Origin of the sequence: Oryzifoliimicrobium ureilyticum, from assembly GCF_037199735.1 — a bacterium.
GTDB classification, from domain to species: domain Bacteria; phylum Pseudomonadota; class Alphaproteobacteria; order Rhizobiales; family Rhizobiaceae; genus Rhizobium; species Rhizobium ureilyticus.
Window position 1 is genome coordinate 39,261 of sequence record NZ_JBBBVQ010000007.1, and the last position, 21,965, is coordinate 61,225.

At 54.4% G+C, this 21,965-nt stretch carries 21 protein-coding genes; 8 read left to right on the forward strand and 13 right to left on the reverse strand.

The genetic code is table 11. The features are described from left to right. Window positions 1-34: 34 nt before the first annotated feature. Together VQ830_RS11300 and VQ830_RS11305 are read right to left on the reverse strand one after the other, a co-directional pair. Window positions 35-2,329, reverse strand: a complete 2,295-nt coding sequence (locus VQ830_RS11300; RefSeq protein WP_337268211.1) for a putative bifunctional diguanylate cyclase/phosphodiesterase — start codon at window positions 2,327-2,329, stop codon at window positions 35-37. Between the two features lie 225 nt (window positions 2,330-2,554). Continuing rightward, window positions 2,555-3,652: a TRAP transporter substrate-binding protein gene (locus tag VQ830_RS11305; RefSeq protein WP_337268212.1), complete on the reverse strand. Its 1,098-nt coding sequence runs from the start codon at window positions 3,650-3,652 to the stop codon at window positions 2,555-2,557. A gap of 204 nt (window positions 3,653-3,856) precedes the next feature. On the opposite strand from VQ830_RS11305, the gene VQ830_RS11310 reads away from it, so the two are divergent. Beyond that, window positions 3,857-4,618, forward strand: a complete 762-nt coding sequence (locus VQ830_RS11310; RefSeq protein WP_337268213.1) for a gamma-glutamyl-gamma-aminobutyrate hydrolase family protein — start codon at window positions 3,857-3,859, stop codon at window positions 4,616-4,618. A gap of 43 nt (window positions 4,619-4,661) precedes the next feature. On the opposite strand, the gene VQ830_RS11315 is transcribed toward VQ830_RS11310, so the two are convergent. The 3 genes from VQ830_RS11315 to VQ830_RS11325 form a co-directional block, all read right to left on the reverse strand. Next, on the reverse strand, window positions 4,662-5,609 hold the full coding sequence (locus VQ830_RS11315) for a 2-hydroxyacid dehydrogenase (protein ID WP_337268214.1): 948 nt from the start codon (window positions 5,607-5,609) through the stop codon (window positions 4,662-4,664). Between the two features lie 156 nt (window positions 5,610-5,765). Continuing rightward, window positions 5,766-6,788, reverse strand: coding sequence for a LacI family DNA-binding transcriptional regulator (locus VQ830_RS11320; protein WP_337268215.1), 1,023 nt, complete (start codon window positions 6,786-6,788; stop codon window positions 5,766-5,768). 169 nt (window positions 6,789-6,957) lie between these two features. Continuing rightward, window positions 6,958-7,476: a MarR family winged helix-turn-helix transcriptional regulator gene (locus VQ830_RS11325; RefSeq protein WP_337268216.1), complete on the reverse strand. Its 519-nt coding sequence runs from the start codon at window positions 7,474-7,476 to the stop codon at window positions 6,958-6,960. Between the two features lie 84 nt (window positions 7,477-7,560). Here VQ830_RS11325 and VQ830_RS11330 point away from each other — a divergent pair, with 84 nt between their 5' ends. From VQ830_RS11330 to VQ830_RS11340, 3 genes are all read left to right on the forward strand, one after another. Further along, the gene (locus VQ830_RS11330) at window positions 7,561-8,379 is read left to right on the forward strand and encodes a creatininase family protein (protein ID WP_337268217.1); all 819 of its coding nucleotides are present in this window, start codon (window positions 7,561-7,563) and stop codon (window positions 8,377-8,379) included. 105 nt (window positions 8,380-8,484) lie between these two features. Continuing rightward, a complete protein-coding gene (locus VQ830_RS11335) occupies window positions 8,485-9,609 on the forward strand; it encodes a CobW family GTP-binding protein (RefSeq protein WP_337268218.1) in 1,125 nt (374 codons plus the stop codon). Then, a complete protein-coding gene (locus tag VQ830_RS11340) occupies window positions 9,609-10,598 on the forward strand; it encodes a WD40 repeat domain-containing protein (protein WP_337268219.1) in 990 nt (329 codons plus the stop codon). Before VQ830_RS11335 ends, VQ830_RS11340 begins: the two co-directional genes overlap by 1 nt. A 57-nt stretch (window positions 10,599-10,655) precedes the next feature. On the opposite strand, the gene VQ830_RS11345 is transcribed toward VQ830_RS11340, so the two are convergent. After that, window positions 10,656-11,243, reverse strand: coding sequence for a GNAT family N-acetyltransferase (locus VQ830_RS11345; protein ID WP_337268220.1), 588 nt, complete (start codon window positions 11,241-11,243; stop codon window positions 10,656-10,658). A gap of 116 nt (window positions 11,244-11,359) precedes the next feature. Then, complete coding sequence (odc2, locus tag VQ830_RS11350; protein WP_337268221.1) at window positions 11,360-12,493, reverse strand: ornithine/lysine decarboxylase; 1,134 nt, start codon at window positions 12,491-12,493, stop codon at window positions 11,360-11,362. A 525-nt stretch (window positions 12,494-13,018) separates the two neighbouring features. On the opposite strand from odc2, the gene VQ830_RS11355 reads away from it, so the two are divergent. Next, entirely contained in the window at window positions 13,019-13,912 is an 894-nt protein-coding gene (locus VQ830_RS11355; protein WP_337268222.1) for a LysR family transcriptional regulator, read from the forward strand. A 47-nt stretch (window positions 13,913-13,959) separates the two neighbouring features. Here VQ830_RS11355 and VQ830_RS11360 read toward each other — a convergent pair whose 3' ends face one another. The 6 genes from VQ830_RS11360 to VQ830_RS11385 are packed head-to-tail and all read right to left on the reverse strand — an operon-like array spanning window position 13,960 to window position 19,227. After that, window positions 13,960-14,961, reverse strand: a complete 1,002-nt coding sequence (locus VQ830_RS11360) for an alpha/beta fold hydrolase (protein WP_438617725.1) — start codon at window positions 14,959-14,961, stop codon at window positions 13,960-13,962. Then, window positions 14,962-15,405, reverse strand: a complete 444-nt coding sequence (locus VQ830_RS11365; RefSeq protein ID WP_337268385.1) for a DUF2177 family protein — start codon at window positions 15,403-15,405, stop codon at window positions 14,962-14,964. Window positions 15,406-15,434: 29 nt separating this feature from the next. Next, complete coding sequence (locus VQ830_RS11370) at window positions 15,435-15,806, reverse strand: DUF2147 domain-containing protein (protein WP_337268223.1); 372 nt, start codon at window positions 15,804-15,806, stop codon at window positions 15,435-15,437. Window positions 15,807-15,831: 25 nt separating this feature from the next. Beyond that, window positions 15,832-17,064: a class I SAM-dependent methyltransferase gene (locus tag VQ830_RS11375; RefSeq protein WP_337268224.1), complete on the reverse strand. Its 1,233-nt coding sequence runs from the start codon at window positions 17,062-17,064 to the stop codon at window positions 15,832-15,834. Beyond that, the gene (locus VQ830_RS11380) at window positions 17,051-17,869 is read right to left on the reverse strand and encodes a DUF1365 domain-containing protein (RefSeq protein WP_337268225.1); all 819 of its coding nucleotides are present in this window, start codon (window positions 17,867-17,869) and stop codon (window positions 17,051-17,053) included. The genes VQ830_RS11375 and VQ830_RS11380 overlap by 14 nt, the downstream gene beginning before the upstream one ends. Further along, the gene (locus VQ830_RS11385) at window positions 17,866-19,227 is read right to left on the reverse strand and encodes an NAD(P)/FAD-dependent oxidoreductase (protein ID WP_337268226.1); all 1,362 of its coding nucleotides are present in this window, start codon (window positions 19,225-19,227) and stop codon (window positions 17,866-17,868) included. The genes VQ830_RS11380 and VQ830_RS11385 overlap by 4 nt, the downstream gene beginning before the upstream one ends. Window positions 19,228-19,411: 184 nt before the next feature. Between VQ830_RS11385 and VQ830_RS11390 the strand changes: the two genes are divergently transcribed. Genes VQ830_RS11390 through VQ830_RS11400 form a run of 3 tightly spaced genes read left to right on the forward strand, consistent with a single transcriptional unit; the run spans window position 19,412 to window position 21,775 of the window. Beyond that, window positions 19,412-20,221, forward strand: a complete 810-nt coding sequence (locus tag VQ830_RS11390; RefSeq protein ID WP_337268227.1) for a DUF1295 domain-containing protein — start codon at window positions 19,412-19,414, stop codon at window positions 20,219-20,221. Then, window positions 20,196-21,224 carry an SAM-dependent methyltransferase gene (locus VQ830_RS11395; protein WP_337268228.1) on the forward strand — a complete coding sequence of 343 codons (1,029 nt, stop codon included), beginning with the start codon at window positions 20,196-20,198 and terminating at the stop codon, window positions 21,222-21,224. Before VQ830_RS11390 ends, VQ830_RS11395 begins: the two co-directional genes overlap by 26 nt. Next, the gene (locus VQ830_RS11400) at window positions 21,221-21,775 is read left to right on the forward strand and encodes a hypothetical protein (protein ID WP_337268229.1); all 555 of its coding nucleotides are present in this window, start codon (window positions 21,221-21,223) and stop codon (window positions 21,773-21,775) included. Before VQ830_RS11395 ends, VQ830_RS11400 begins: the two co-directional genes overlap by 4 nt. Window positions 21,776-21,965: the final 190 nt, after the last annotated feature.

Here is a 21,965-nt window from a genome sequence, read left to right on the forward strand (position 1 = left end):
GTTTACAGCGCCGACACAACCAAGAACGTCTTAATCAGGCAACGCGAGGACTTGAATTTCTCGCGGCAAGACCGCGCACCAGCGAGCCAATTGTTTCCGAAGGCACTGGCGGTGAGAAAACATAACCTTGCACAAGATCGGTGCTCTGGTACTCGTTAATCAGCCTTAGCTGCTCTTTCGTCTCCACACCTTCTGTAACAATGGCAAGACCAAGTTCACGCGCAAGGTTCACCGTTCCTCTCAGCAGTTTTAAGCGACGCGTATCCTCAACAATGTTGCGCACGAACGACCTGTCTATTTTTACGACATCGAGCGGCAATGTGTCGAGATAACTAAGGCTTGAGAATCCAGTTCCAAAATCGTCAATTGCGATCGTGATACCCTGCGATCTAAGCTTTGCCAGGATAGAGCGAACCGTTGCCGGCTCTTCGATCAAACAACTTTCCGTAATTTCGAGATGCAGCCTTGATGAGGGCAGCCCAGACGCCGTTAAAGCAGCATTCACGAGTGCGATGATATCCGTGTCACGCAAATCACGCGCGGAAAGATTGACAGATACCGAAAGGTCGTCGGGCCATGTCTTGCATTCGCGACAAGCCTTAAAGAGAACGAATTCCGTGATCTCGGATATAATGCCCATGTCCTCGGCCAGCCTGATGAAAATGTCCGGAGCTATGGCGCCTTTCTGTGGATGGATCCACCGCGCTAAGGCTTCAGCACACTCGATCTTGGAACCGTCGGCAGTATACATCGGCTGATAAACAAGGCTAAGTTCTTCAGCGGCGATTGCGTTTCTTAGATCTGCCTTCAGTTTCTGCTGTTCAACATAACGGCCGTCCATCTCTTTTTCGAAGCCGGTGATGCCGCCTCGCAGCCTTGCCTTGCTTTCGAAAAGTGCAAGATCTGCCTTTACGCTGCATTCCTCCATCGAATAATCGCGACCTTTAAGAATCACATATCCGGCACTGAGGGAAACGCCGATGCTGTCGCCGTCAATATTGTAAAGACCCTGAAGCGCGGCGTGAACGCGGCGGATTTCTGCCTCCAAAGCACCGCGCCCTGATGTTGAGGAAAAGAAAATTATGAATTCATCTCCCATCAGACGACCGACAATAGCGTCCTTTAAAGCAGCCTGCATTCGCGCGGACAATGCGCACAACAATCGGTCGCCAGTGACATGTCCTCTGAGGTCATTGACATGCTTGAAGTCGTCGACATCAACGATCATGAAGCCAACAAGCTCATCGGTCTTCGACTTGTCCGTCAGATGATCTTGCACGAGTTGCGAGAAATACTGCCGGTTGGGAAGACCGGTCAGTCCATCAAAACGCACCATCTGTAATATCTTTTGCTCTGCCTGAACTCGGCTAGAAACATCCTCAAATATGAGAACTGCGCCACCGTCCTTCATACGATTGGCTGAGAACTCCAGCGAAAGACTTTCAGGAAATTGCACCAGAATCCGGGAAATTCTTCCTTCGGAAACCTGAGCCATCTGTCGCAGGATAAGATCTGGTTGAGATGCATTCATGAAGCTGTAACGCGCCCCGTAACGAAGCACGACACCCAGGTCTCTGTCCTTAAGCCGGTCTGGATCTCCTATTTTCAGCAGGTCGCAAGCTTTGCGGTTGATGACCTGGATACGGTTGCTCCTATCAACCATAACAAGTCCATGTGGCATGTTATTAAGAGCCACATCGAAGCGATCCGCAATTATCGTAATTTCGCGACGTGCAATAACGTTCTCGTAGAGAAAATTTCTTATCCCGTTTGCCATGCTTCTAGTCGTCAGGACGAAGGGGACGAGGAAACTTGCAAGTACTGTCAGATACAGATCCTGAGCAAGCATACAGCCGACGATCATCGGAAAACAGCATGCCAGCGTTTGCATATCAACAGCTTTATGGGAGCCGTAATTGCGGCCCACGATAGACGCAAGCGAAGCGAAAGTGACGGCAACGCATGTCAACTGTGCGAAGCTATCCCTGATAATGAAAATCGCATAGGCACTGGCGATTCCAAGTGTCGCTGTTGTGGCGGCGGCACCAACAACATAAATGTTCTCCCAGCGCTCGATCTGTGAGTACGACAACCGAGTCGGGTCGATGCGATAAAAGTTGCGGAAGGAAATCATCCGCATAACAAAAACGAAAAAAATGCCAGCGGCGAAATAGTAGTATAGTGGAATTGAAAGCTTAACGGCTACGGCAAGAAACGCGGCTACGTGGACGATAACGCCGGCTACAAGGGTCCCGCGGTTCCCGAATAGGGAACGGATAAATGAGAGATACACATCTTTCGGAACCCGGTCCGGGCGAGACGATTTCATTTATTTCAATTTCCCTAATCGCACCGACGCTAAGGGTAACCAATTAAGATTTGATTTCCGCCCCAACCGAATGTGGATCTATTTTGTCTACGAACGTAAAGACCCGCCAGACAGAATAAAGCTCGCCTCAACAATTCGCTTAATGTCAGTGACAAATTTTTCGAGTCGCAACAATAATAAACGGACTGAGCTTATTGATAGGGAGGCGTTGCAACCGATCTTACGCTACAGCTTTCCTGCACGTTGCTGTATCATCATGTAGGTGTCAAACGTATATTCTGAAAGCTGCATCCACAAATACGCGTCTCGACGAAACGCAATCTGATGATCGTATATTTTTTTAAAAGATTGGTTCGAGGTGGACAACTCACGGAAGACGGCTTGTGAGGCCTGGAATGCCGCGTCCATGATGTCTTGACTGAAAGGACGCAAGCTCACATCGCCGCCGGCGAGTTGCTTCAATGCCTGCGGATTCTTTTGATCATACTTTGCTAACATGTTCATATTGGCGAATGCACAGGCATCGCTGAGACAGGCTTGGTACCTTTTGGGGAGGCTAGCCCACTTTTGCAGATTGAAGAAGGCATGCACGACGGTCGCGCCTTCCCACCAGCCGGGATAATAATAGAACTTCGAAATTTTCTGCAGGCCGAGTTTGAGATCGTCATAGGGGCCAACAAACTCCGCCGCGTCGATCGTACCCTTTTCAAAAGCGGAGTAGATATCGTTGCCAGCCAGCTGGTCGATAGCGACGCCAAGCTTGCTGATGATTTGCCCCCCGAGGCCGGCAATTCGCATCTTCACACCCTTGAGGTCATCCAGCGTATTGATTTCCTTTCGAAACCATCCGCCCATTTGTGCACCGGTGTTTCCTGCTGGTAGAGCATAAAGTCCCTGCGTCGCATAGAAGTCGTTCAGCAGCGCGTTGCCACCGCCCTCAAACAGCCACGCATTGCTGAGGCGTGCGTTCAAACCGAATGGGAGAGCTGTGCCGATGGCATAGGTGGGATCTGTGGTAAGGAAGTAATAGGAGCATGTGTGAAGCGCATCAACCGTCCCGGCCCTCACGCTATTCAGCAGCGATGCCTCAGACTCGCCGGCATCACCCGGGTCGACAACGTCGATTGTGAAGTTGCCGTCCGTCGCCGCTGCAAGATGAAGTGCGATATCATTGATGCCGCCGTATATCGTGTCCAAGCTCTTCGGAAAAGAGGAGGCCATCTTCCACTGAAGCTTGGGGTTTTCCTGCGCAATAGCGGGACTAGCTAGCGCACCGGCAGTCAACACGGCACCTGCTCTTGTCATGAAGGAACGTCGGCGCATCATTATCCTCCAGGTCCACAGGGTGCTCATAGCCGGACGACAGAGCTAAGCACGCTGGAAAAAGCCTTTCAAGCTTGACAACTTATCCAATTGAAAGATGACGATACCAAGAAGCGATCGGTCTAAAGATCTTTGCCCCTAATGCGGCATTTCTGTTAATTCAGATCGCGGTCTCAAGTCTCACATATAAGCATGGAACAGAAGATGACAGCCAAGCCCATCGTCGCAATTCCTGCAGACATCCGCAGCTTTGATGGGACCATATGGCATGCCGTCCAGCATCAATATGTGCGCGCTGCCGTAAACGCCGCTGGCGTCATGGCCATGATCGTTCCCGCTCTTGAGAATGGCCATGACATCGATGCCTTGCTTGATCGGGTCGACGGCGTTCTTGTTTCAGGCTCAGCAAGCAATGTGCATCCCTCCCTTTATGGAGCACAAGCGCGTGAGACCGACGGACCATTCGACCCCGCGCGTGACGCAACCACGTTACCGCTCATTCGAAGAGCAATCGAACGGGCTATCCCGCTGCTTGCGATCTGCCGTGGAATTCAGGAGTTGAACGTTGCCCTCGGCGGCTCCCTCGCGCGAGAGATTCAGGAACAGCCTGGGAATTGGGATCACCGCAAGCCATCCGATGTTGACCGCGACGGTATGTATCGCATTCGCCAGAGCGTGTTTGTCAAAGAAGGCTCTTGCATCGCATCGATTATCGGTGCCGGCGAGATACAAGTGAACTCGCTTCATCGCCAGGCGATTGCCGACATTGCGCCGCGCCTTCAAGTGGAGGCGCTGGCAGACGATGGAACGATCGAGGCTGTTTCCGTGATTGACGCCAAAGCCTTTGCCGTCGGCGTTCAATGGCATCCGGAATATTGGGCGGAGACGGACAAACCCTCCCACGCTATATTCGCAGCCTTCGGGGCCGCTGCGCAAGCCTATTTTGAAACTCGTCAGCAACGGTAGCCGAACGCGAAGAAGACCGCGCCAATTCGCGCAGACTACGGCCTCAACGCTGTGGTGTTTCGGGCACGGGTGTTATCGCCTTGCCGTTTTTGAACCATGAGATCAGGTTATCTGCGACCAAGTCAGCCATGGCGCGCCTTGTCGGCATAGATGCCGATGCCACATGGGGCAAAAGAACGACATTTGACATCGACAAGAGGGCTTGAGGCACCTCGGGTTCGTTGTAAAAAACATCGAGGCCGGCAGCACCGAGTTGCCCTGCGCCAAGAGCCGCGACAAGTGCGTCCTCATCGACGCTCCAGCCCCTGCCGACATTGATCAAGATGCCGTCTTTGCCCAAAGCTGACAGGATCTCGGCATTGATGACCTTATGGGTCTGCTCGGTTTTGGGAACGATGGCGATCAAGGTGTCTACCGCTTCGGCAAGCGCCTTGAGGCTGGCGTAATAATCGTAAGCTACGCCATCTTTACGGTGGCGCGTATGATAGCTGATCTTGACCTTGAACGGCTCAAGCCGGGCAGCGATCTCTTCGCCGATGCGACCCAAACCGAAAAGCCCGACATGCCGGCCCTTCAGCGAAAACCTCGTCAGCGGATAGGAAGCCCCAGGCTTCCAATGCCCATCCCGAAGCCAGGCTTCGGCCCGTGGCAATTCACGGATTGTATTAAGCAAAAGGCCGATAGCGGTGTCCGCAACTTCATCGTTGAGGACATCCGGCGTGTTGGTGACAACAACGCCTTTTTCGGCTGCCGTTTTGACGTCTATCGCGTCATAGCCCACGCCGAAGCTTGAGAGGATCTTCAAATTTGGAAATCTCTGGAAGGCGGCTGCGTTAAATCCACCGCTGACGGCTGCCCCTTCGACCCTTGAAGCATCATTGGGAGAAACATCGTCAAGCGATGCCGGCCGTAACATCTCAAAATGATCCTCCAAACGCTCGATTACGCGATCATGCAATTTTCCAACGGCAATTATCGCAGGCTTGGTCATGAGGCTTCCTTCCGCGTCGCGGGCTATTCAGTGACAAATCATTCAAGTCTGCAAACCTATAGCATCGTCTCGAAAATCAAACCGAAATTCCAAAACACCTAATACAGCAATGCATCCCGCAAGGCAGCGTGATGTGTTCATGAGATGGAAGACAGGTTAGGTGCGAGGGCGATAGGGGCTGGTTGACTGGCGGATGCGCATCTCAGGCTTGATGAGATGGATGCCGTCGGGCTCATGGCTGCCAGCGAGGCGATCAAGCAGAGCGCGGGCTGCAAGGCGGCCGACCTCAGCTTGGCCGTTCGATACAGTCGTCAATGCCGGCATCGAGATCGAAGCTTCTTCCAGATCGTCATATCCCGTAACGGAAATATCTTTCCCAGGCACCAATCCGGCACGGAAGATGCCATTCATCAGACCGATGGCAACAAGGTCGTTCCAGCAGACGGCGGCTGTCGGCTTTTGCGGCAAAGATAGAAAATGCACTGCCGCCTCAAAGCCCCCCTGCATCGAACGAGGACCGGGAATACGCAGATCAGGATCCACATCGATACCGGCTTTGCGAAGCGCGTTAACATAGCCTTGGTAGCGATCGCGGCCTGTCGAGGTTTGATCGGTTCCTCCGATCATCGCGATGGAGGTGTGTCCGAGCCCGATTAGATGATTGGTCGCCAGCGAGATGCCGTAGCTGTCATCGCCGCGATATGTGGGCAGATCCGACCCTTCAAGCGAGCGCGCCACAAGAATAGGCGCCATCCCGTTATCTTCGGCAAGCTGCATATCTTCCATGGGCGTGCCGATTGCTGGCGACATGATGACGCCATCAGCCCCTAGTTGCAGGAGGGTCTCCAGGAAATTGCGCTGTTTCTCCACCGAATCGTAATGATTGGACAAAAGAAAGGTATGTCTGCTGCGATCAAGCTCGCTCTCGATTGCCTTCAAGATCTCCCCATAAAAGGGGTTCATGATGTCATGAACGACAACGCCGATAATACCAGAGCGAGAGGTGCGCAGACTGGCGGCTCTACGATTGTAGATATAACCAAGTGCACGAGCCTGTTCCTTGATCTTCTCTCGCGTCAGTCCAGCAACGAGGGGGCTATCGCGGAGCGCCAGCGATACAGTTGCTGTGGAAATCCCGAGTGTTTCCGCGATCGTGGAAAGCTTCACCTTCTGTGCCATGCGTCCTCCGTGCATCCAGGACCCTCTTCCCAACGTCCTGAATTAAAGTCTTTAGCCAAAAATCCCTTCTGTTTAAATACTTTCTTTAAAATAGAGGTAGATTTTAAAGCGCTCTGCGCGGACAGTGGTCCCATTCGCTTTCGTCGTGCTGCAAGGTGGTTCGCGGCCTCTAGTCTTCCTCAGCTTCTTCGAGCTGATAGGCCTCCGCCTGCAAATTGGCGTCAATTGCCCTGAGAAGGCGCACGAGATTGCGAATTTCTTTATCGGAGAAGTTCTGGGTGGCCATCGCGTCACAGGAAGAGGCTGCGTTGGAAATCGCAGTAACGCTGCTGCGTCCAAGCTCTGTAAGATAGACCTTCGTCAAACGCGCATCGTCGGGGTCAGGCTTGCGTTCCAAAAAACCCTGCGCCTCCATTCGGCCGATTGTGCGGGTCATCGTCGGCGCCTTGACACCAAGCTTTTGTGCCAGTGCTCCGGCGGTCATGCCGTCCGCTTCGGCAAGGGACAGAATGACGCCATCCTGTCCGGCATAGAGTCCACTATGAAGAAGGTTTCGGGACAATACCGTACGCATCGAACGTGCTGCCTGGGTCAATGCAGGGCTCAGATCCATTAGTGTATATTCGGTCTGGTCTTTCTTCCGTCCCTTGTTCTTCTTTGCGTCCTTGTCCTTGTTCTTCTTCCCCATCACCCGGCCTTGCTCTTTAAGCATTGATAAAACAGCGATATGACATCGCCCAGCTTCCCGTCATAAACAAGAGGCATGACAATAATGCATCTTCCATGCCGTCGCTTTGCGGACAATGACCCAAAATTACCCGCAGATGATCGCAAGGCCTGGATTGCCGTTCTTCCGCTCGGTGCGCATGAACAACATGGACCACATCTGCCCTTTGAGACGGATACGCTAATCGCAGCAGGTATCGTCGAGCGACTGGAGCGCGAATTGCCCTCCGACTTGCCGGTGACCTTCCTGCCGGTCGAGCCGATCGGCTATTCACCGGAGCATATGGATATCAGCGGAACCCAGAGCCTTACCTATAGCGAAGCCATCGAGCGGTGGCTGACAATCGCCCAAGAGCTTTCGGCAGCCGGCATCAAGAAATTCGTGATGCTGAATGCACATGGCGGCAACAGCCCCCTAATGGCGATCGTGGCCATGGAAGCGAGGCGGCGCCTTGGAATTCTGGCTGTTGCGACGAGTTGGACGCGGTTTGGCATTCCAGCTGAGGTCATCCCGCCTCAAGAAAAGGCTATCGATATTCACGCTGGCGATGTCGAGACATCCGTGATGTTGGCGCTTCATCCTGACAAGGTCGACATGAGCCGCGCGGCTTCGTTCTCCTCCCGTCAAAGCGTTTTCGAACAACGGTTTCGTCATCTTCGCGCTTATGGTCCCCACGCCTTCGGCTGGATGATGACCGACCTCAATCGAGAAGGCGCAGCCGGAGATGCCTCAAAAGCAAGCGCCAAGAAGGGCGAAAAACTACTCACACATGCTGTTCGCGGGCTAGTCGAACTTTTCCGAGACATCGCGCAATTTGACGAGCCCTGGCTTCGAAGCCCGCACGACAAGAATGTGATCTTATAACATACAAAAAGCTTTGAACTGCAAACCGCAGCTCCTTATATGGTCCAACGAGTTTATATCTTCGCCATTTCGGCGTAGAGCCCCCTGAAAGCTTTCGAGGTTATCATGACCGACGCTGTTTCCACCCAAAAGCCCATTCCTGTGACAGTCCTTACCGGTTATCTCGGCGCGGGCAAGACAACGCTCCTGAACAGAATCCTGACTGAGTCGCACGGCAAGAAGTATGCCGTGATCGTCAACGAATTTGGTGAGATCGGGATCGACAACGACCTCATTGTTGAATCGGACGAGGAAATCTATGAGATGAACAACGGGTGCATTTGCTGCACCGTTCGTGGCGATCTCATCCGTGTCGTCGAAGGACTGATGCGCCGTCCCGGCCGTTTCGACGGTATCATCGTTGAGACAACTGGGCTCGCTGATCCTGTTCCAGTCGCCCAGACGTTCTTCATGGACGATGACGTGCGTGCCAAAACCGAGCTCGACGCTGTCGTGGCCTTGGTCGATGCAAAGCATTTACCGCTGCGTTTGAAAGACAGCCGCGAAGCCGAGGACCAAATCGCCTTCGCCGACGTCGTTGTCATTAACAAGACCGACCTCGTTTCGTCAGACGAGCTTGCCCAGATTGAAGATGTCGTGCGCGCCATCAACCCTTCCGCACGGATCTATAAGACCAGCCGTTCGGGCGTTGATCTTGCCCGCGTTCTCGACCAGGGTGCTTTCAATCTGGAACGGGCTCTCGAAAACGATCCACACTTCCTAGAACATGGACACGAAGACCATGTCTGCGGTCCAGATTGCGACCACCATCATCATGACCACGATCACGACCATCACCACCATGCGCACGATCATGACCATGACCATCATAGCCATGAGCATGATCATGAGCATCATCACCATCATGGTGAAATGTCGCCAATCCACGATGTAACCGTGCAATCTGTGTCGCTGCGTGGCAAAGAAATGAACCCGGACCGCTTCTTCCAGTGGATTCAGCGTGTAACACAGACGCAGGGACCAAATATCCTGCGCCTCAAAGGGATCATTGCCTTCAAGGACGACCCGGAGCGTTATGTCGTTCAAGGTGTACACATGATCATCGAAGGCGACCATCAGCGGGCGTGGAAAGACGGCGAAAAGCGCGAGACGCGCCTCGTCTTTATCGGGCGCGAACTTGACAGGGAAAAGCTGGAATCATCATTCAAGGCATGCGAGGCATCAGCCTGATGCCAACCGTTGCTCCGCTGGATCTCGACGGCCATATTCTGGCCGTCGAATTTTTAGGTGACGTGCCGTTTTTCGCAAATGCCTCTGGCAGCTTCCATCTCATCGATGGCGGAGAAAAGGTCGTTGAAGCGCATCAGGGCATGGCCAGTTGCGTCCGCGACCCCTACAAGCAGCGGCTGATTTCCGGCGGCGAAGACGGCAAGGTCATGACCATTGCCAATGATGGGAGCATCAAAGAGCTCGCCGCCGTCCCGCGCAAATGGATCACCAATGTCGCCGCTGGTCCACAGGAAGCGATCGCCTATTCGGTCGGCAAGAGTGCTTTCGTGAAACTATCCAGCGGGGAAACGAAAGAGTTTGCCGAAGAGAGAACCGTTGAGGGCCTCGCCTTCGCGCCGAAGGGTCTACGCATCGCCGCGGCTCGCTACAACGGTGTCTCATTGCACTGGGCAGCAATGCAATCTCCTCCTGCTGATCTGGAATGGAAGGGCGCTCATACGGGGGTTACCTTCTCTCCTGATGGCGCCTTTCTCGTTACGACCATGCAGGAAAATGCCCTGCATGGGTGGAAACTTGATAGCAAGGCTGGTGCCGAGGCCCGGCATATGCGCATGACCGGCTACCCGGCCAAGGTCAAATCGCTTTCATGGTCCGCAAAGGGAAAATGGCTCGCATCCTCCGGCGCGCCTGCCGCAATTGTCTGGCCATTCCAAGGCAAGGACGGCCCCATGGGAAAAGCGCCTCTTGAACTTGGAACGCGTGCCAACATCATGGCGACCGCCGTGAAATTCCATCCGGCGGAAGACATTCTTGCGATTGGATTCATCGACGGGATGATCCTCGCCGTCCGGCTAGCCGACAACAAGGAAGCGCTCTTACGACGTCCCGGCAAGGGCGCGATCACAGCAATGAGCTGGAGCGCCAATGGTAAGCTGCTGGCATTTGCATCTGAGGCCGGCGACTGCGGGATCGTCGATATCGCTGCGTAATCTTAGCGTTGATCGAATCAAGAAAAGAGCCCCTGCATTTGCAAGGGGCTCTTTTTATTAGGCGGCTCTATAGCGGAGCGGAGCCGAAAGCTTGCGGCCGGACGGCACGAGAACGCCAGCTGCACCGGCAAGCCAACCGTCGATCAATTCAAGCGCGAGGAACCTCGAACGCTCGAAAGGTCCGGGCATTACCAGATGCGCGCAGGTTTCGCTCTCGAACCCGAAGCGGTTGTAGTAAGGCGCATCGCCCACCAACAGGATCGCGCCATGCCCGCGCTTTTTTGCCTCGACGATGGCAGCCTTCATCAAGGCCGAACCGATGCCAGCGCCCTTTTGGTCTGGATCGACCGCCAGAGGGCCGAGCAGCAATGCGTCAACCGGGCGCCCATCTGCGTTGACGCCAGCTTCTACGTTCCAAAGACGCACCGTCCCAATCAGATGCCCGTCGCGATCGCGCGCAACAAGCGCCAGACCTTCCGCAGGAATACGGCCGCGACGCAACTTTTCAGAGGACTTGCGTCGGCGACCAGCACCCATTGCGCTGTCGAGAAGGCTCTCGCGGGAAAGCACGTCACCGGCATTTTCCCGGTCGATGGTAAAAGAAGGTGCAAAAAATGCACGGACAGAATCAAGGACAGTGGCCATCGGGGCCTCCCGCACTTAAAACCGTTTCAGACGGTAACTTCGATGAATTGTGAAGGTGCCGGCCGCCTGAGGGGGCGAACCGGCCGATGATTGATCCAAGCTCTTAATCGGAGCTCTTAGATCACGTACGCCTTAAGCGGTTCGAAGCCGTTGAACGCCACGGCCGAATAGGTCGTGGTATAGGCGCCAGTGCCTTCGATCAGAACCTCGTCGCCGATCGTCAAAGTGACCGGCAGGGGATAGAGGTTCTTTTCGTAAAGCACATCGGCCGAATCGCAGGTCGGACCAGCGATCACGCAGGGCTCCATGTCGTCAGCGTCACGCGTCGTGCGAATCGGATAACGAATTGCTTCATCCATCGTTTCCGCCAGACCGCCGAACTTGCCGATGTCGAGGAAGACCCAACGAGCCGAGTCGTTATCCGACTTCTTCGAGACGAGAACGACCTCGGCCTTGATAACACCGGCATTGCCGACCATGCCACGGCCTGGCTCGATGATCGTCTTCGGCAATTGATTGCCGAAGTGATCACGCAGGCTTTGGTAGATCGAACGGCCATAGGCTTCCGCGGTTGGGACATCCTTCAGATACTTAGTTGGGAAGCCGCCGCCCATGTTGACCATCTGCAGGTGAATTCCCTGCTTGGCCAACTGAACGAAAACCCGCTTTGCATCGGCAAGCGCTGCATCCCAGGCGTCGACCTTCGTCATTTGCGAGCCCACATGGAAGGAAACGCCATATGACTGCAAACCGAGCTGGTGAGCATAGACGAGGACGTCGACAGCCATCTGCGGCACGCAGCCGAACTTGCGCGAAAGGGGCCACTCCGCGCCTTCGCCATCCGTCAGAACACGGCAGAACACACGAGCGCCGGGCGCCGCACGAGCAACCTTTTCAACTTCCTCATGGCTATCAACCGCATAAAGGCCGACACCGAGTTCGAAAGCGCTGGCGATATCGCGCTCCTTCTTGATCGTGTTGCCATAGGAAATGCGCTCAGCCGTTGCGCCGGCTTCCAGTGCCATCTTTATTTCAGCCACGGAGGCGCAGTCGAAGTTCGAGCCAAGCGAGGCGAGAAGCTTCAAGACTTCCGGCGCTGGATTCGCCTTGACAGCGTAATAGATCGCGCTGTCCGGCATGGCATGACGGAACGCGCCAAAGTTTTCGCGAACGATGTCGAGGTCAACAACAAGGCAAGGACCTTCCGGACGTCGAGCAGCAAGAAAATCGCGGATACGCTGTGTGGTCATCGAGATAACCCCTCTCAAGTTCTAGGCTTCGGCAAATCCGAAGGACAAAGAGCCGTCAGCAACCCGACGAGGGAACCAGCCGGTGGAGACCCCGGAACCCTGCGGGCGCATCAAGCGCGATGAATGAACAACGCCGTTTAACCGGCATGGTTCAGCTTTGTCTGCCATGGATTGGAGGGTGATCCCACCGCACTTCCGGCAATGAAGGTGTGCCTCTTCAGTAACCCCGGCTGTTGGAAAGCCGGCAGACACCAGAAAGGCCCGCACCGTCGTTGCTTCAAGATGTCCTCGCATTTCCCGGTTGGCCGGAATAGCGACTGGAGCGGTTAGTTCCAGGTACCTTACCGATTTCCTCACCACATCGAGGGTCGGCGGACACCCACAGGCACGTGCGACTTTGGGCAAGCGAGGAGATAAGAATATTCGCCGTCATAATCAAGAGTTTTTTGCCGTCGAAACTGAGAAAATATTTGAACAAAATTCCAGTGTCGTTCACATTTTGCTTACGATCTTTAGAGAGAGAAAATGGATACACTGACTCGCATTCGAGCTTTCATCGATGTTGTTGAATCTGAAGGCTTTTCCGCCGCAGCGAGACGCACTGGTCGTTCCAAAGCGCTCCTGTCGAAATATGTGCGCGAGTTGGAAGACGATCTCGGCACCTTGCTTCTCAATCGTACCACACGCCAATTTTCCATGACCGAAGCAGGTCACATCTACTATCGAACGGCATCCGACATTCTGAAGGAGATCGACAACCTCGCTGATTTGGTGCGTGAAAATAATACACGACTCAAAGGACGGCTCAAGGTATCCGTACCCCGGACCTTTATTGATGCCGATGTCGGTCAATCCCTCATCGATTTTGCCAAAGAGAATCCCGACATCATCTTGGAGATTTCGGCGGAGGATCGCTTCGTTGATTTGATCGAAGAAGGCTTCGACTTGGCAATCCGCGTCACCAAGCTTGAAGACTCAGGTATGATCGCGAAAAAGATCACCGATTTTCGCTCACATATCTGTGTCACGCCAGAATTCTTAGAACGCTATCCAAATCTCGAGAAACCGTCTGACCTTGCGGACGTTCCTGTGATCATCGACACGAACATGCGCAATCAGTCGAGCATCCGCTTCATGGATAACGACGGGTCGCTTTTTTCAGTCAATATCGCAGGTCCTCTAGAGGTGAATAGCCCGCACGCAACATTGCGCGCTGCGTTGGCGGGTATTGGCGTTGCCCTGATCCCTGATTTCATCGCACGTAAGTCAATTGAACGCGGTGAACTTGTCACGCTCTTCAACGAATACGTTCAGACCGGGCGGGGCATTTACGCCATCTATCCACATCGACGCTATCTACCCGCCAAAGTCCGCGTGTTCGTCGACTATTTACACAACTGGTTTAAGAGAAACGGCTGACTGGCACCGCTTCAAGCTCGGTCGGCTGAAGTTGCTCCCAATCCATATCACTTGTCATCCGCGATTTTTGCTTCCACGGAGCTTTTAATCGCGGTGAAGTCTCGTTTACGACCTGCAAGAGTCTCGATTGCAGCCACGGCCAGATCGCCAGCGACATAATCGGATTTATGCCCGAGATTATGAACGACGATGAGCCGCGAGCCTCTAATTGCGCGTGCCAATTGAAACGAGTGGATTTTCGGGGAGACGATGCCATCCGCGTCTCCTGTGATGATGACCGTTGGTGCGTGGATCCGCTTGTAATTGGGGGAGGAAACACGCGCCCAGTTATTCAAGTCACCCACCTCGCGTGCATTATGCCTGAACGAATCGGGCCTCAATGCCTGCCATGCCTTGGTTTGCGAAATGTAGTCGGATGGCGTTTTGTTGGGCGCAAACACGCTATCGGCTGCTTTTTGTAGAGAGAAGATGCCAAAAGATGGAGCGATCAACGTGCTGAACAGATGGCCTGTAATTGGTGGCCGGGCAGCATCGTAATACCAGGCGATGCCTCCAGGCCAGGGATAAACGGCCGGCGAGAGAAAGACGAGGCCGAGCACCTTATCGGGATGGCGAAGCGCGAATGCCGCAGTTACCGCCCCACCAAACGAATGACCGACAATAACGGCTTTGCGGATACCACGCTGTTCCATCAAGCGCGCGATCGCATCAGCCTGCCCGTCGGGCGATAACGTTTGATCGCTGCCGCTGTCGGACTGACCGTGGCCAGGGCGATCGACAAACAACAAAGTCGCACGCCCCTCCAGTCTACGCCGGAAGGAGTAAACCGGGTCATAGAGGCTCGTGCTGGCACCATGAATAAACACGATTGGCGGCAGATCTCCCTTCCCGCCCTTCGGCAGGAGAAGGCTGTTAAGCTTAAAGCCTCCCACGTCAACCCGTGCGAAACCGTCCCGGGAATCACGCGCGAGAACCGAACCTGCCCAGATATTGCTCATCACGATCGCCGACAGAACTAGGATGCCGAGCCGAAACAGTGCATGTCTCATTTAACCACTCGTCCGAAATCTGGACAGCAATCCGCGCGGGGGCGGCGCAAACTTCATCGTCGACCAGTAGGCAACGGCGCTGGCAGCCGCAGAAAGAAATGTCCCCCATAACAAGTCGGCTATGGTCAGAGTGACGGGCCAAATCTTGAGCGTCGCCTGATTTGTCAGGTCATAAGTGCCATAGGCAGTTAAACCGAGAATGGCGCCATTGATCAGGACCGTTCTGATCGAACCCGACAAAAGCCCTGGTCGAACAGCAAGGTAGGTAAGCCCGCCGATATAGAGAAGGTAAAAGACGATGGCCGGCGCCAGCCGAAACTCTGGCGCCAGTAATTCACCTATTGCCGGTCGGTAAAGCTGCTCAGCCATCAGGGTCAGCCAGATCGAATCGATCGCAAGAAACGCGATGAATGTGGATCCGTAAGCGACAGCAAGTGTTTTGATCGGCAAGACTGTGTTTGACATCGGGGAGCTCAATCGATCCGCGTCCAGTCGACGCCTTTACAGACGATGCCGGCAAGGACACAGCCCTTTGTGGTCATTTCACTTCCATTCACCTGAACAGTAATCTTGTAGGTCATGTTTCTTTGAGGATCGAAAGCGGTTCCGGAATACTGGCTATCGTCCGTTGGCTTGATCTTCATCACCAGACGGTCCCCGACCTTTTCGCTCGTCGTTCCGGGCTTGATCCAGGTATTGGTTGCGCAGACATCCGCGCCGCACTTAGCAATGGCCACCTTCGCCTTACCGTCACCCCTCGCCCAGCGGCCCTGGATATCAGCCGCGCTCACGCCTGTTGCTGCCAGTGTCGCAAATGTAAGCGCAATCGTCGCAATGGTTTTCATCCTGCAGTCTCCTTCTGCTTGCGTTTCATGCATGGGTAATCGTGTAGAGGCCGACATTGATGGTTTCCTCCTCGAAACCAGCCTCGCAGTAACAAAGGTAATAGTCCCACAGACGCCGAAACTTCGTATCGAAGCCTTGGGCGGCAATATGCGGCCAATTCGCAAAAAAGCGGCTTCGCCACTCGGCGAGGGTGCGCGCATAGGACTTACCGAAGTGAAACGTTTCCCTTAGCTTCAGTCCCGCCCGCGACACCGCTACATCCAAGGCAGAATCCGAAGGCAGAAAACCGCCTGGGAAGACATATTTCTGGATGAAGTCCGCGCTGTTGCGATAGCCTTCGAAGCGATCTTCACGGATCGAGATGATCTGAAGAACGGCGCGGCCGCCGGGCTTCAGGCACCGCCGAATGGTCTCAAAATAAGTCGGCCAATATTTTTCACCGACCGCCTCAAACATCTCGATCGAAACGATCCTGTCGAATTGGCCGTTGGTGTCCCGATAATCTTGAAGTCGAAGATCAACCTGATCTTGGAGGCCCTGCTCGGCGACGACGCGTTCTGCCCAGGCAAGCTGCGAAGGTGAAAGCGTAATTCCCGTGACCGACGCTTTTGCGTTGGACGCCAAGTAGGAAGCCAAAGCCCCCCATCCGCAGCCAATTTCCAGAACGCGATCGCCCGGATCAACGGCCAACTTTTCCGAAATCAACGCGAGTTTGTTTTGTTGCGCTGCCTCAAGGCTCACGGTCGAGCGGTCGTAAAGCGCAGAGGAATAAAGCATCGAAGGGTCGAGCCACTGACTGTAGAAATTATTCCCAAGATCATAATGCGCTTCGATGTTCCGGCGGCTCCCGCGTTTCGTATTGGCATTCAGAAGGTGCAGCAGGCGATTGAACATGCGCGCTGGCGCGCTTCCCCTCATGGCAGAATTGAGAGATTCGACGTTTTTGGCTGCAAAGCGGATGACGGAGGTTAGATCCGGTGTCGTCCAATCTCCATCAATGTAACCTTCTGCAAATCCGATATCTCCGGCTGTCACGAGACGCTTGAGCGCCCGCCAACGGCGTACGACGATCAAGGCCTCGGGACCGGCCTGCAAACCGCGCTTCTCGATTGTCACGCCTGATGGGAGCGTAATGCGGATATGCCCCGAATGAACGTTCCGCAGCATTCGACCAAAAATCATGGCTGCAAAACCACGGTTCCGCTGATCCGTAGACAGCTTGGCCGACGCAGAGGAGAAATCTTCAAACTGGCTCATGAAGTGCGGTCCTATGCTTGGATATACGGGAAACAACCGATACCGCCTCTTGCGGCGGACGTGGGCGTGTTCTCAGTCTAATTCCTTTCAGCCAGATCTTCAGCGCCTCCCAGTGGATGCCGCCGACCACTCTGAGCGTCAGGAAAGGAATTTTAACGAAAGCGCTGAGCAAGGCGCGATCGGTCAGTGCATGACGGCGCGCCAGATGCCGTGCCGTCAAAACAAGTTCGTCCTGCGCATCAAGTGTATCGATCCGAATGGACATCGTTTCCTGAGGCGGACGAACATGAAACTCGTATCGCAGGTCCATGTCCATGAATGGCGATACATAGAAGTTCTTATCGCATCCCTGGTGGATCTCATTGGTCTGGCTGGGGTCAACAGGAATAAGGTACCCATGCCGCTCGCCGAACGTGTTGTCGACTTCCCAAAGGATCGCCTTCAGCTCTTCATCTCGGCCATAGCAGAAATACACGCTCAAAGGATTGAAAGCCCAGCCAAGCAGGCGCGGCATTGTCAGCAGCAAGATTTTCCCGCCATCGCACTCAAGACCGGCATTACGCATCGAGCGCTCCACCTGAGTTCTGAGATCGCTTCCGCTTCTGTCGCCCCTGTCGTTGCGGTAGAAGGAAAACAGATTAAACCGATCGACAGAAAAAAATCGGAGCCTGCGGTTCAAAACCTCAAGTTCATCAAGATCTATCAACAGCGAGTAGATCCGGTAGGCAAGATTATGTTGCTTGGGCTTGAGACGTGCATGCGTGACATGCCCTGTCATCAGCGCAGAGTTTAGGCCCTGTCTCATGCCGTCGCCTCCAACGTGGTAGGCGAACGCAGCGGCTTGCGGACAATACGCCCGCTCTCATCTGCAACCTGCCAGGGGCGGCGAATTCCACCAAGATCCTCTGCTACAGCCAAACCGGCCTGAAGCCCGTCTTCATGAAAGCCTGAGCCGAAGTGCGCTCCGCAGAACCAGGTATTACGCACGCCCTGCAAAGACCAAAGACGCTTCTGCGCCGCATCGGTCGCAAGATCGAAAACGGGATGCTCATACGTCTCTCTTTTGATCACGCTCTCCTCTTTGACAGCGAGGCCGGGGTTGAGGGTCACGAAAATCGGCGGCGCCGAACCCAGTGGCTGAAGCTTGTTCATCCAATATGTTATCGATGGCTTGGTCGGGCCTTGTGTCGAGCGCGCAAGATAGTTCCAGCTAGACCAAGCAGCCCGACGTTTCGGCATCACTGCAGGGTCGGTATGAAGAACCGCCTCGTTGGTCGAGTAACGAAAGGCACTGAGCGTTTGCCCTTCCTCCTCACTCGGATCGGCGAGCATTCGCATTGCCTGATCGGCATGGGTGGCGATAACGACATCGTCGAAGGAACGCCGCTCGCCATGGCTGTCGGTAATTTCCACGCCATGTTCGAGGCGAACCACGGACGTTACGGCGCTGGAGAGTAAGATGCGGTCTTCAAACGGCTTGATGATCCGCTTTACATATTCGCGGCTTCCACCGGCAACCGTCCGCCAAACAGGACGGTCCCACACGTTCAGTAGCCCGTGATTGCTGCAAAACCTCACGAAACTTGCCGCCGGATATTCGCCGACTTCCATGGCGGGTGTCGACCAGATGGCGGCCGCCATGGGGTATAGATGATCGTCACGGAAAGCGCGACCATACCCATTCAGCGCCAGATATTCATTGAGCGAGATCGAGCCCATCTTTGAAAGATCGCGGGGTGCATTGCGGTAGAACCGCAAGAGGTCGCGCATCATCGACCAGAATCGAGGGCTGGCGATATTGGATTTTTGAGCGAACAGGCCGAGCCCGGTACCGCCGGAATATTCGAAGCCACCCTCATCGAGAGAGACGGCAAACGACATATTGGAGGCCACCGTCGGCACTTCTAACGCGCGAAAGAGGGCGGTCAGGTTCGGATACGTAACTTCATTGTAGACAATAAAACCGGTGTCGACAGCCACGGGACCCGTCGACAACTCGAATGACACGGTATTGCTGTGGCCGCCGATTCTGTCGCTGGCCTCAAAGACTGTGACGTCATGTGCCTTGGATAAGAGCCATGCAGCCGATAGACCCGAAATGCCAGTGCCAATAACTGCAATCTGGCGCGGCCTGCCGCCGGCATTATACTCGCGATATCCCATGAACATCCTCTTCCCGTCGCGCTGTCTACTTACGCTGATGGCCTATGTACGGCAGCAGACAGCGGTCAGTTTCGTTTTACTTAAAAAAATTTTTTAGATTGTTTTTAAGCTGCGATGAAAACCGCTCGCCTAATGCCGGCGTATATGGCTCAGAAATGAGAAATTGTTGTGCGGGTGGATCGTCATGGATTTTATAGCACTGCTTTTGATTGCGGTCGGCCTCTCGGTGGCGATGACTATTGCCTGGGCCGTCCAGCGGGCAACGGGTCTTAGTGGGTGGATCGACACGATATGGTCTCTCGCTGTCGGCCTTGGTGGCATCGCAGCGACCTTCGCCGCACAAGGACATCCTCAGCGATCAATCCTAGCGCTTGTCCTCATCGCTCTATGGTCTGCACGTCTTGGCAGCCATATCGGCACACGTACCAGGGGAGGAGGAGAAGATCCCCGCTATGCCAAATTCATTGAGGAATGGGGAGACAGCGCATCCTCGAAGCTCTTTTTCTTCTTGCAGATCCAGGCGGTCGCCGCATTTGTTCTGGTTCTTGCGGTCTATCTCGCGGCGTCGAATGACGCGGCCTTTCCAACTGCGGTTGATGGCGCAGCCCTTCTTATTGGGCTCATAGCGCTCGCCGGAGAAGCAATTTCCGATCATCAACTCGCGCAGTTTCGCAAGACGCCCCAGGCGAAAAGTGAGATCTGCGAAGTCGGGCTTTGGCGCTACTCGCGTCATCCGAATTACTTTTTTGAATGGATGTTCTGGTGCTGCTGGCCGCTGATGGCAATCGATACTTCGGGATGGGGCCTGCTGTCACTGCTCGCGCCGCTGATGATGTACTGGCTGCTCGTTCACGTCTCAGGCATTCCGCCGCTTGAGGAACATATGCTGAAGTCGCGCGGCGAAAAATTTCGCGCGCTCAAAAACCGCGTCAACGCCTTCTTCCCGGGACCTCGCAAGGAGACACGTCATGAACATGTTGGCATTCGCCATTAATACCGCTGAACGCGCGCCCATCAGTGATGGGATGACGCTGGCCGGGATCGACTTTCTCTGCGCTCGCACAAAGCGCCGTCTTTCGCAAACGCCTGACACTGAAGAGCTTTCCTTCGTCAACACGATGGAAAATTTCCCGGTTGCAACGCACACGGATGATGCAAACAAACAGCATTACGAAGTTCCGGCCAAATTCTTCTCGCTGGTTCTCGGGCCGCAGCGGAAGTATTCGAGCTGCCTCTATCCTTCCGCCCACACGACGCTTGCCGAAGCAGAGACGCACGCGCTGAAGAAAACGGTGGAGCATGCGGGCATTATCGACGGAATGTCGATCCTTGAGCTTGGCTGCGGCTGGGGTTCGCTTTCCCTCTACCTCGCCGCACAGTTCCCAAATTCAAAAATCACATCGGTTTCGAACTCAACCTCCCAGCGCAGCTACATCCTGCAAAAGGCAAAGGAGCAAAATCTCACCAATTTGACAGTGATCACCGCAGATATGAACGACTTTTCTGCGCCGGCGCTCTACGATCGCATCGTGTCCGTCGAAATGTTCGAACATATGTCGAACTGGCGCACTCTTCTCAGCCGGATCAAGAGATGGCTCGCCGCTGAGGGTAAGCTTTTCATTCATATTTTCACACATAAGAACCGGTCTTACCGCTTCAACCATGACGATCCTGCAGACTGGATTGCGCATCACTTCTTCACAGGGGGCATTATGCCGGCCTTCGATTTGCCCCGCCGTTTTCCCGATCTTTTTGCGGTTGAGCGCGATTGGCGCTGGTCAGGAACGCATTATCAACGCACTGCGATGGATTGGCTGGCGAACTTCGACCGTAAAATCGATGAGGTTCAACCGATCTTGAAGGAGGTTTACGGACACGATGCCTCGCTGTGGCAACGCCGCTGGCGACTCTTCTTTCTAGCGACCGCGGGTCTCTTCGGTCATGAGGATGGCGAGGTCTGGGGCGTTGGCCATTATCTAATGACGCCGGCCAAATGACGAAGGCAGCCTTCAGCAATATCGACCCAGTAACCCAGGCGACCGTGACGGTCGCCTGGGTGATCGTGGCCAATAAACCATTTTATCCGCTTTATGTATGGTGGCTTGTTGGAAGCGGCGTACAGGCATCACTTGCAACCCTTTTCTCCGCTCCGTTTTTTCTGGCCATCCCATTCATAGCACGCCACCATCCTTTGATCGCACGGCTTGCCCTTCCGCTTGTTGGGACGATCGATACCGTGCTCGAAACAAAGTTGTTCGGCACAATGTCTGGCACGGAGCTTTTCCTAGCGCCTTGCATGATGTTGGCCGCGCTGTGCTTTTATGAGCGGGAGATTTGGTACCGCCGCGCCATGATCGCAGTTGTGTTCGCGGCATTCCTGCTGACACGAAACGCTATAGGTGAGCCTTGGCATGCCTGGTCCCACCAGGAACTCGCAACACTCCTCAACCTCAATGCCTTTGCCGTTGCAAGCTTAATGGCTTTCATCGCGCTTCGCCTCAACGGCATGCTAATCTCTCCGTGCTCGGACGAAAAGGGCAAGACTTGAGCATCCAGTGGCTGCAAAGAGTGGCGGCCGTCACAAATGCTACATGCCCATTGTTTATCTCCCCATACAGCATCCGCTGACCCCGATAGGGTTCGCAGCAGGTTTCCTGCGCGCCAAGTTATCACTTTTCTAGATTGCGCGTTGAGGCTGCTGCCTTTCGGAGTTTGGATGGATGTCGGTTGCTTCTCAC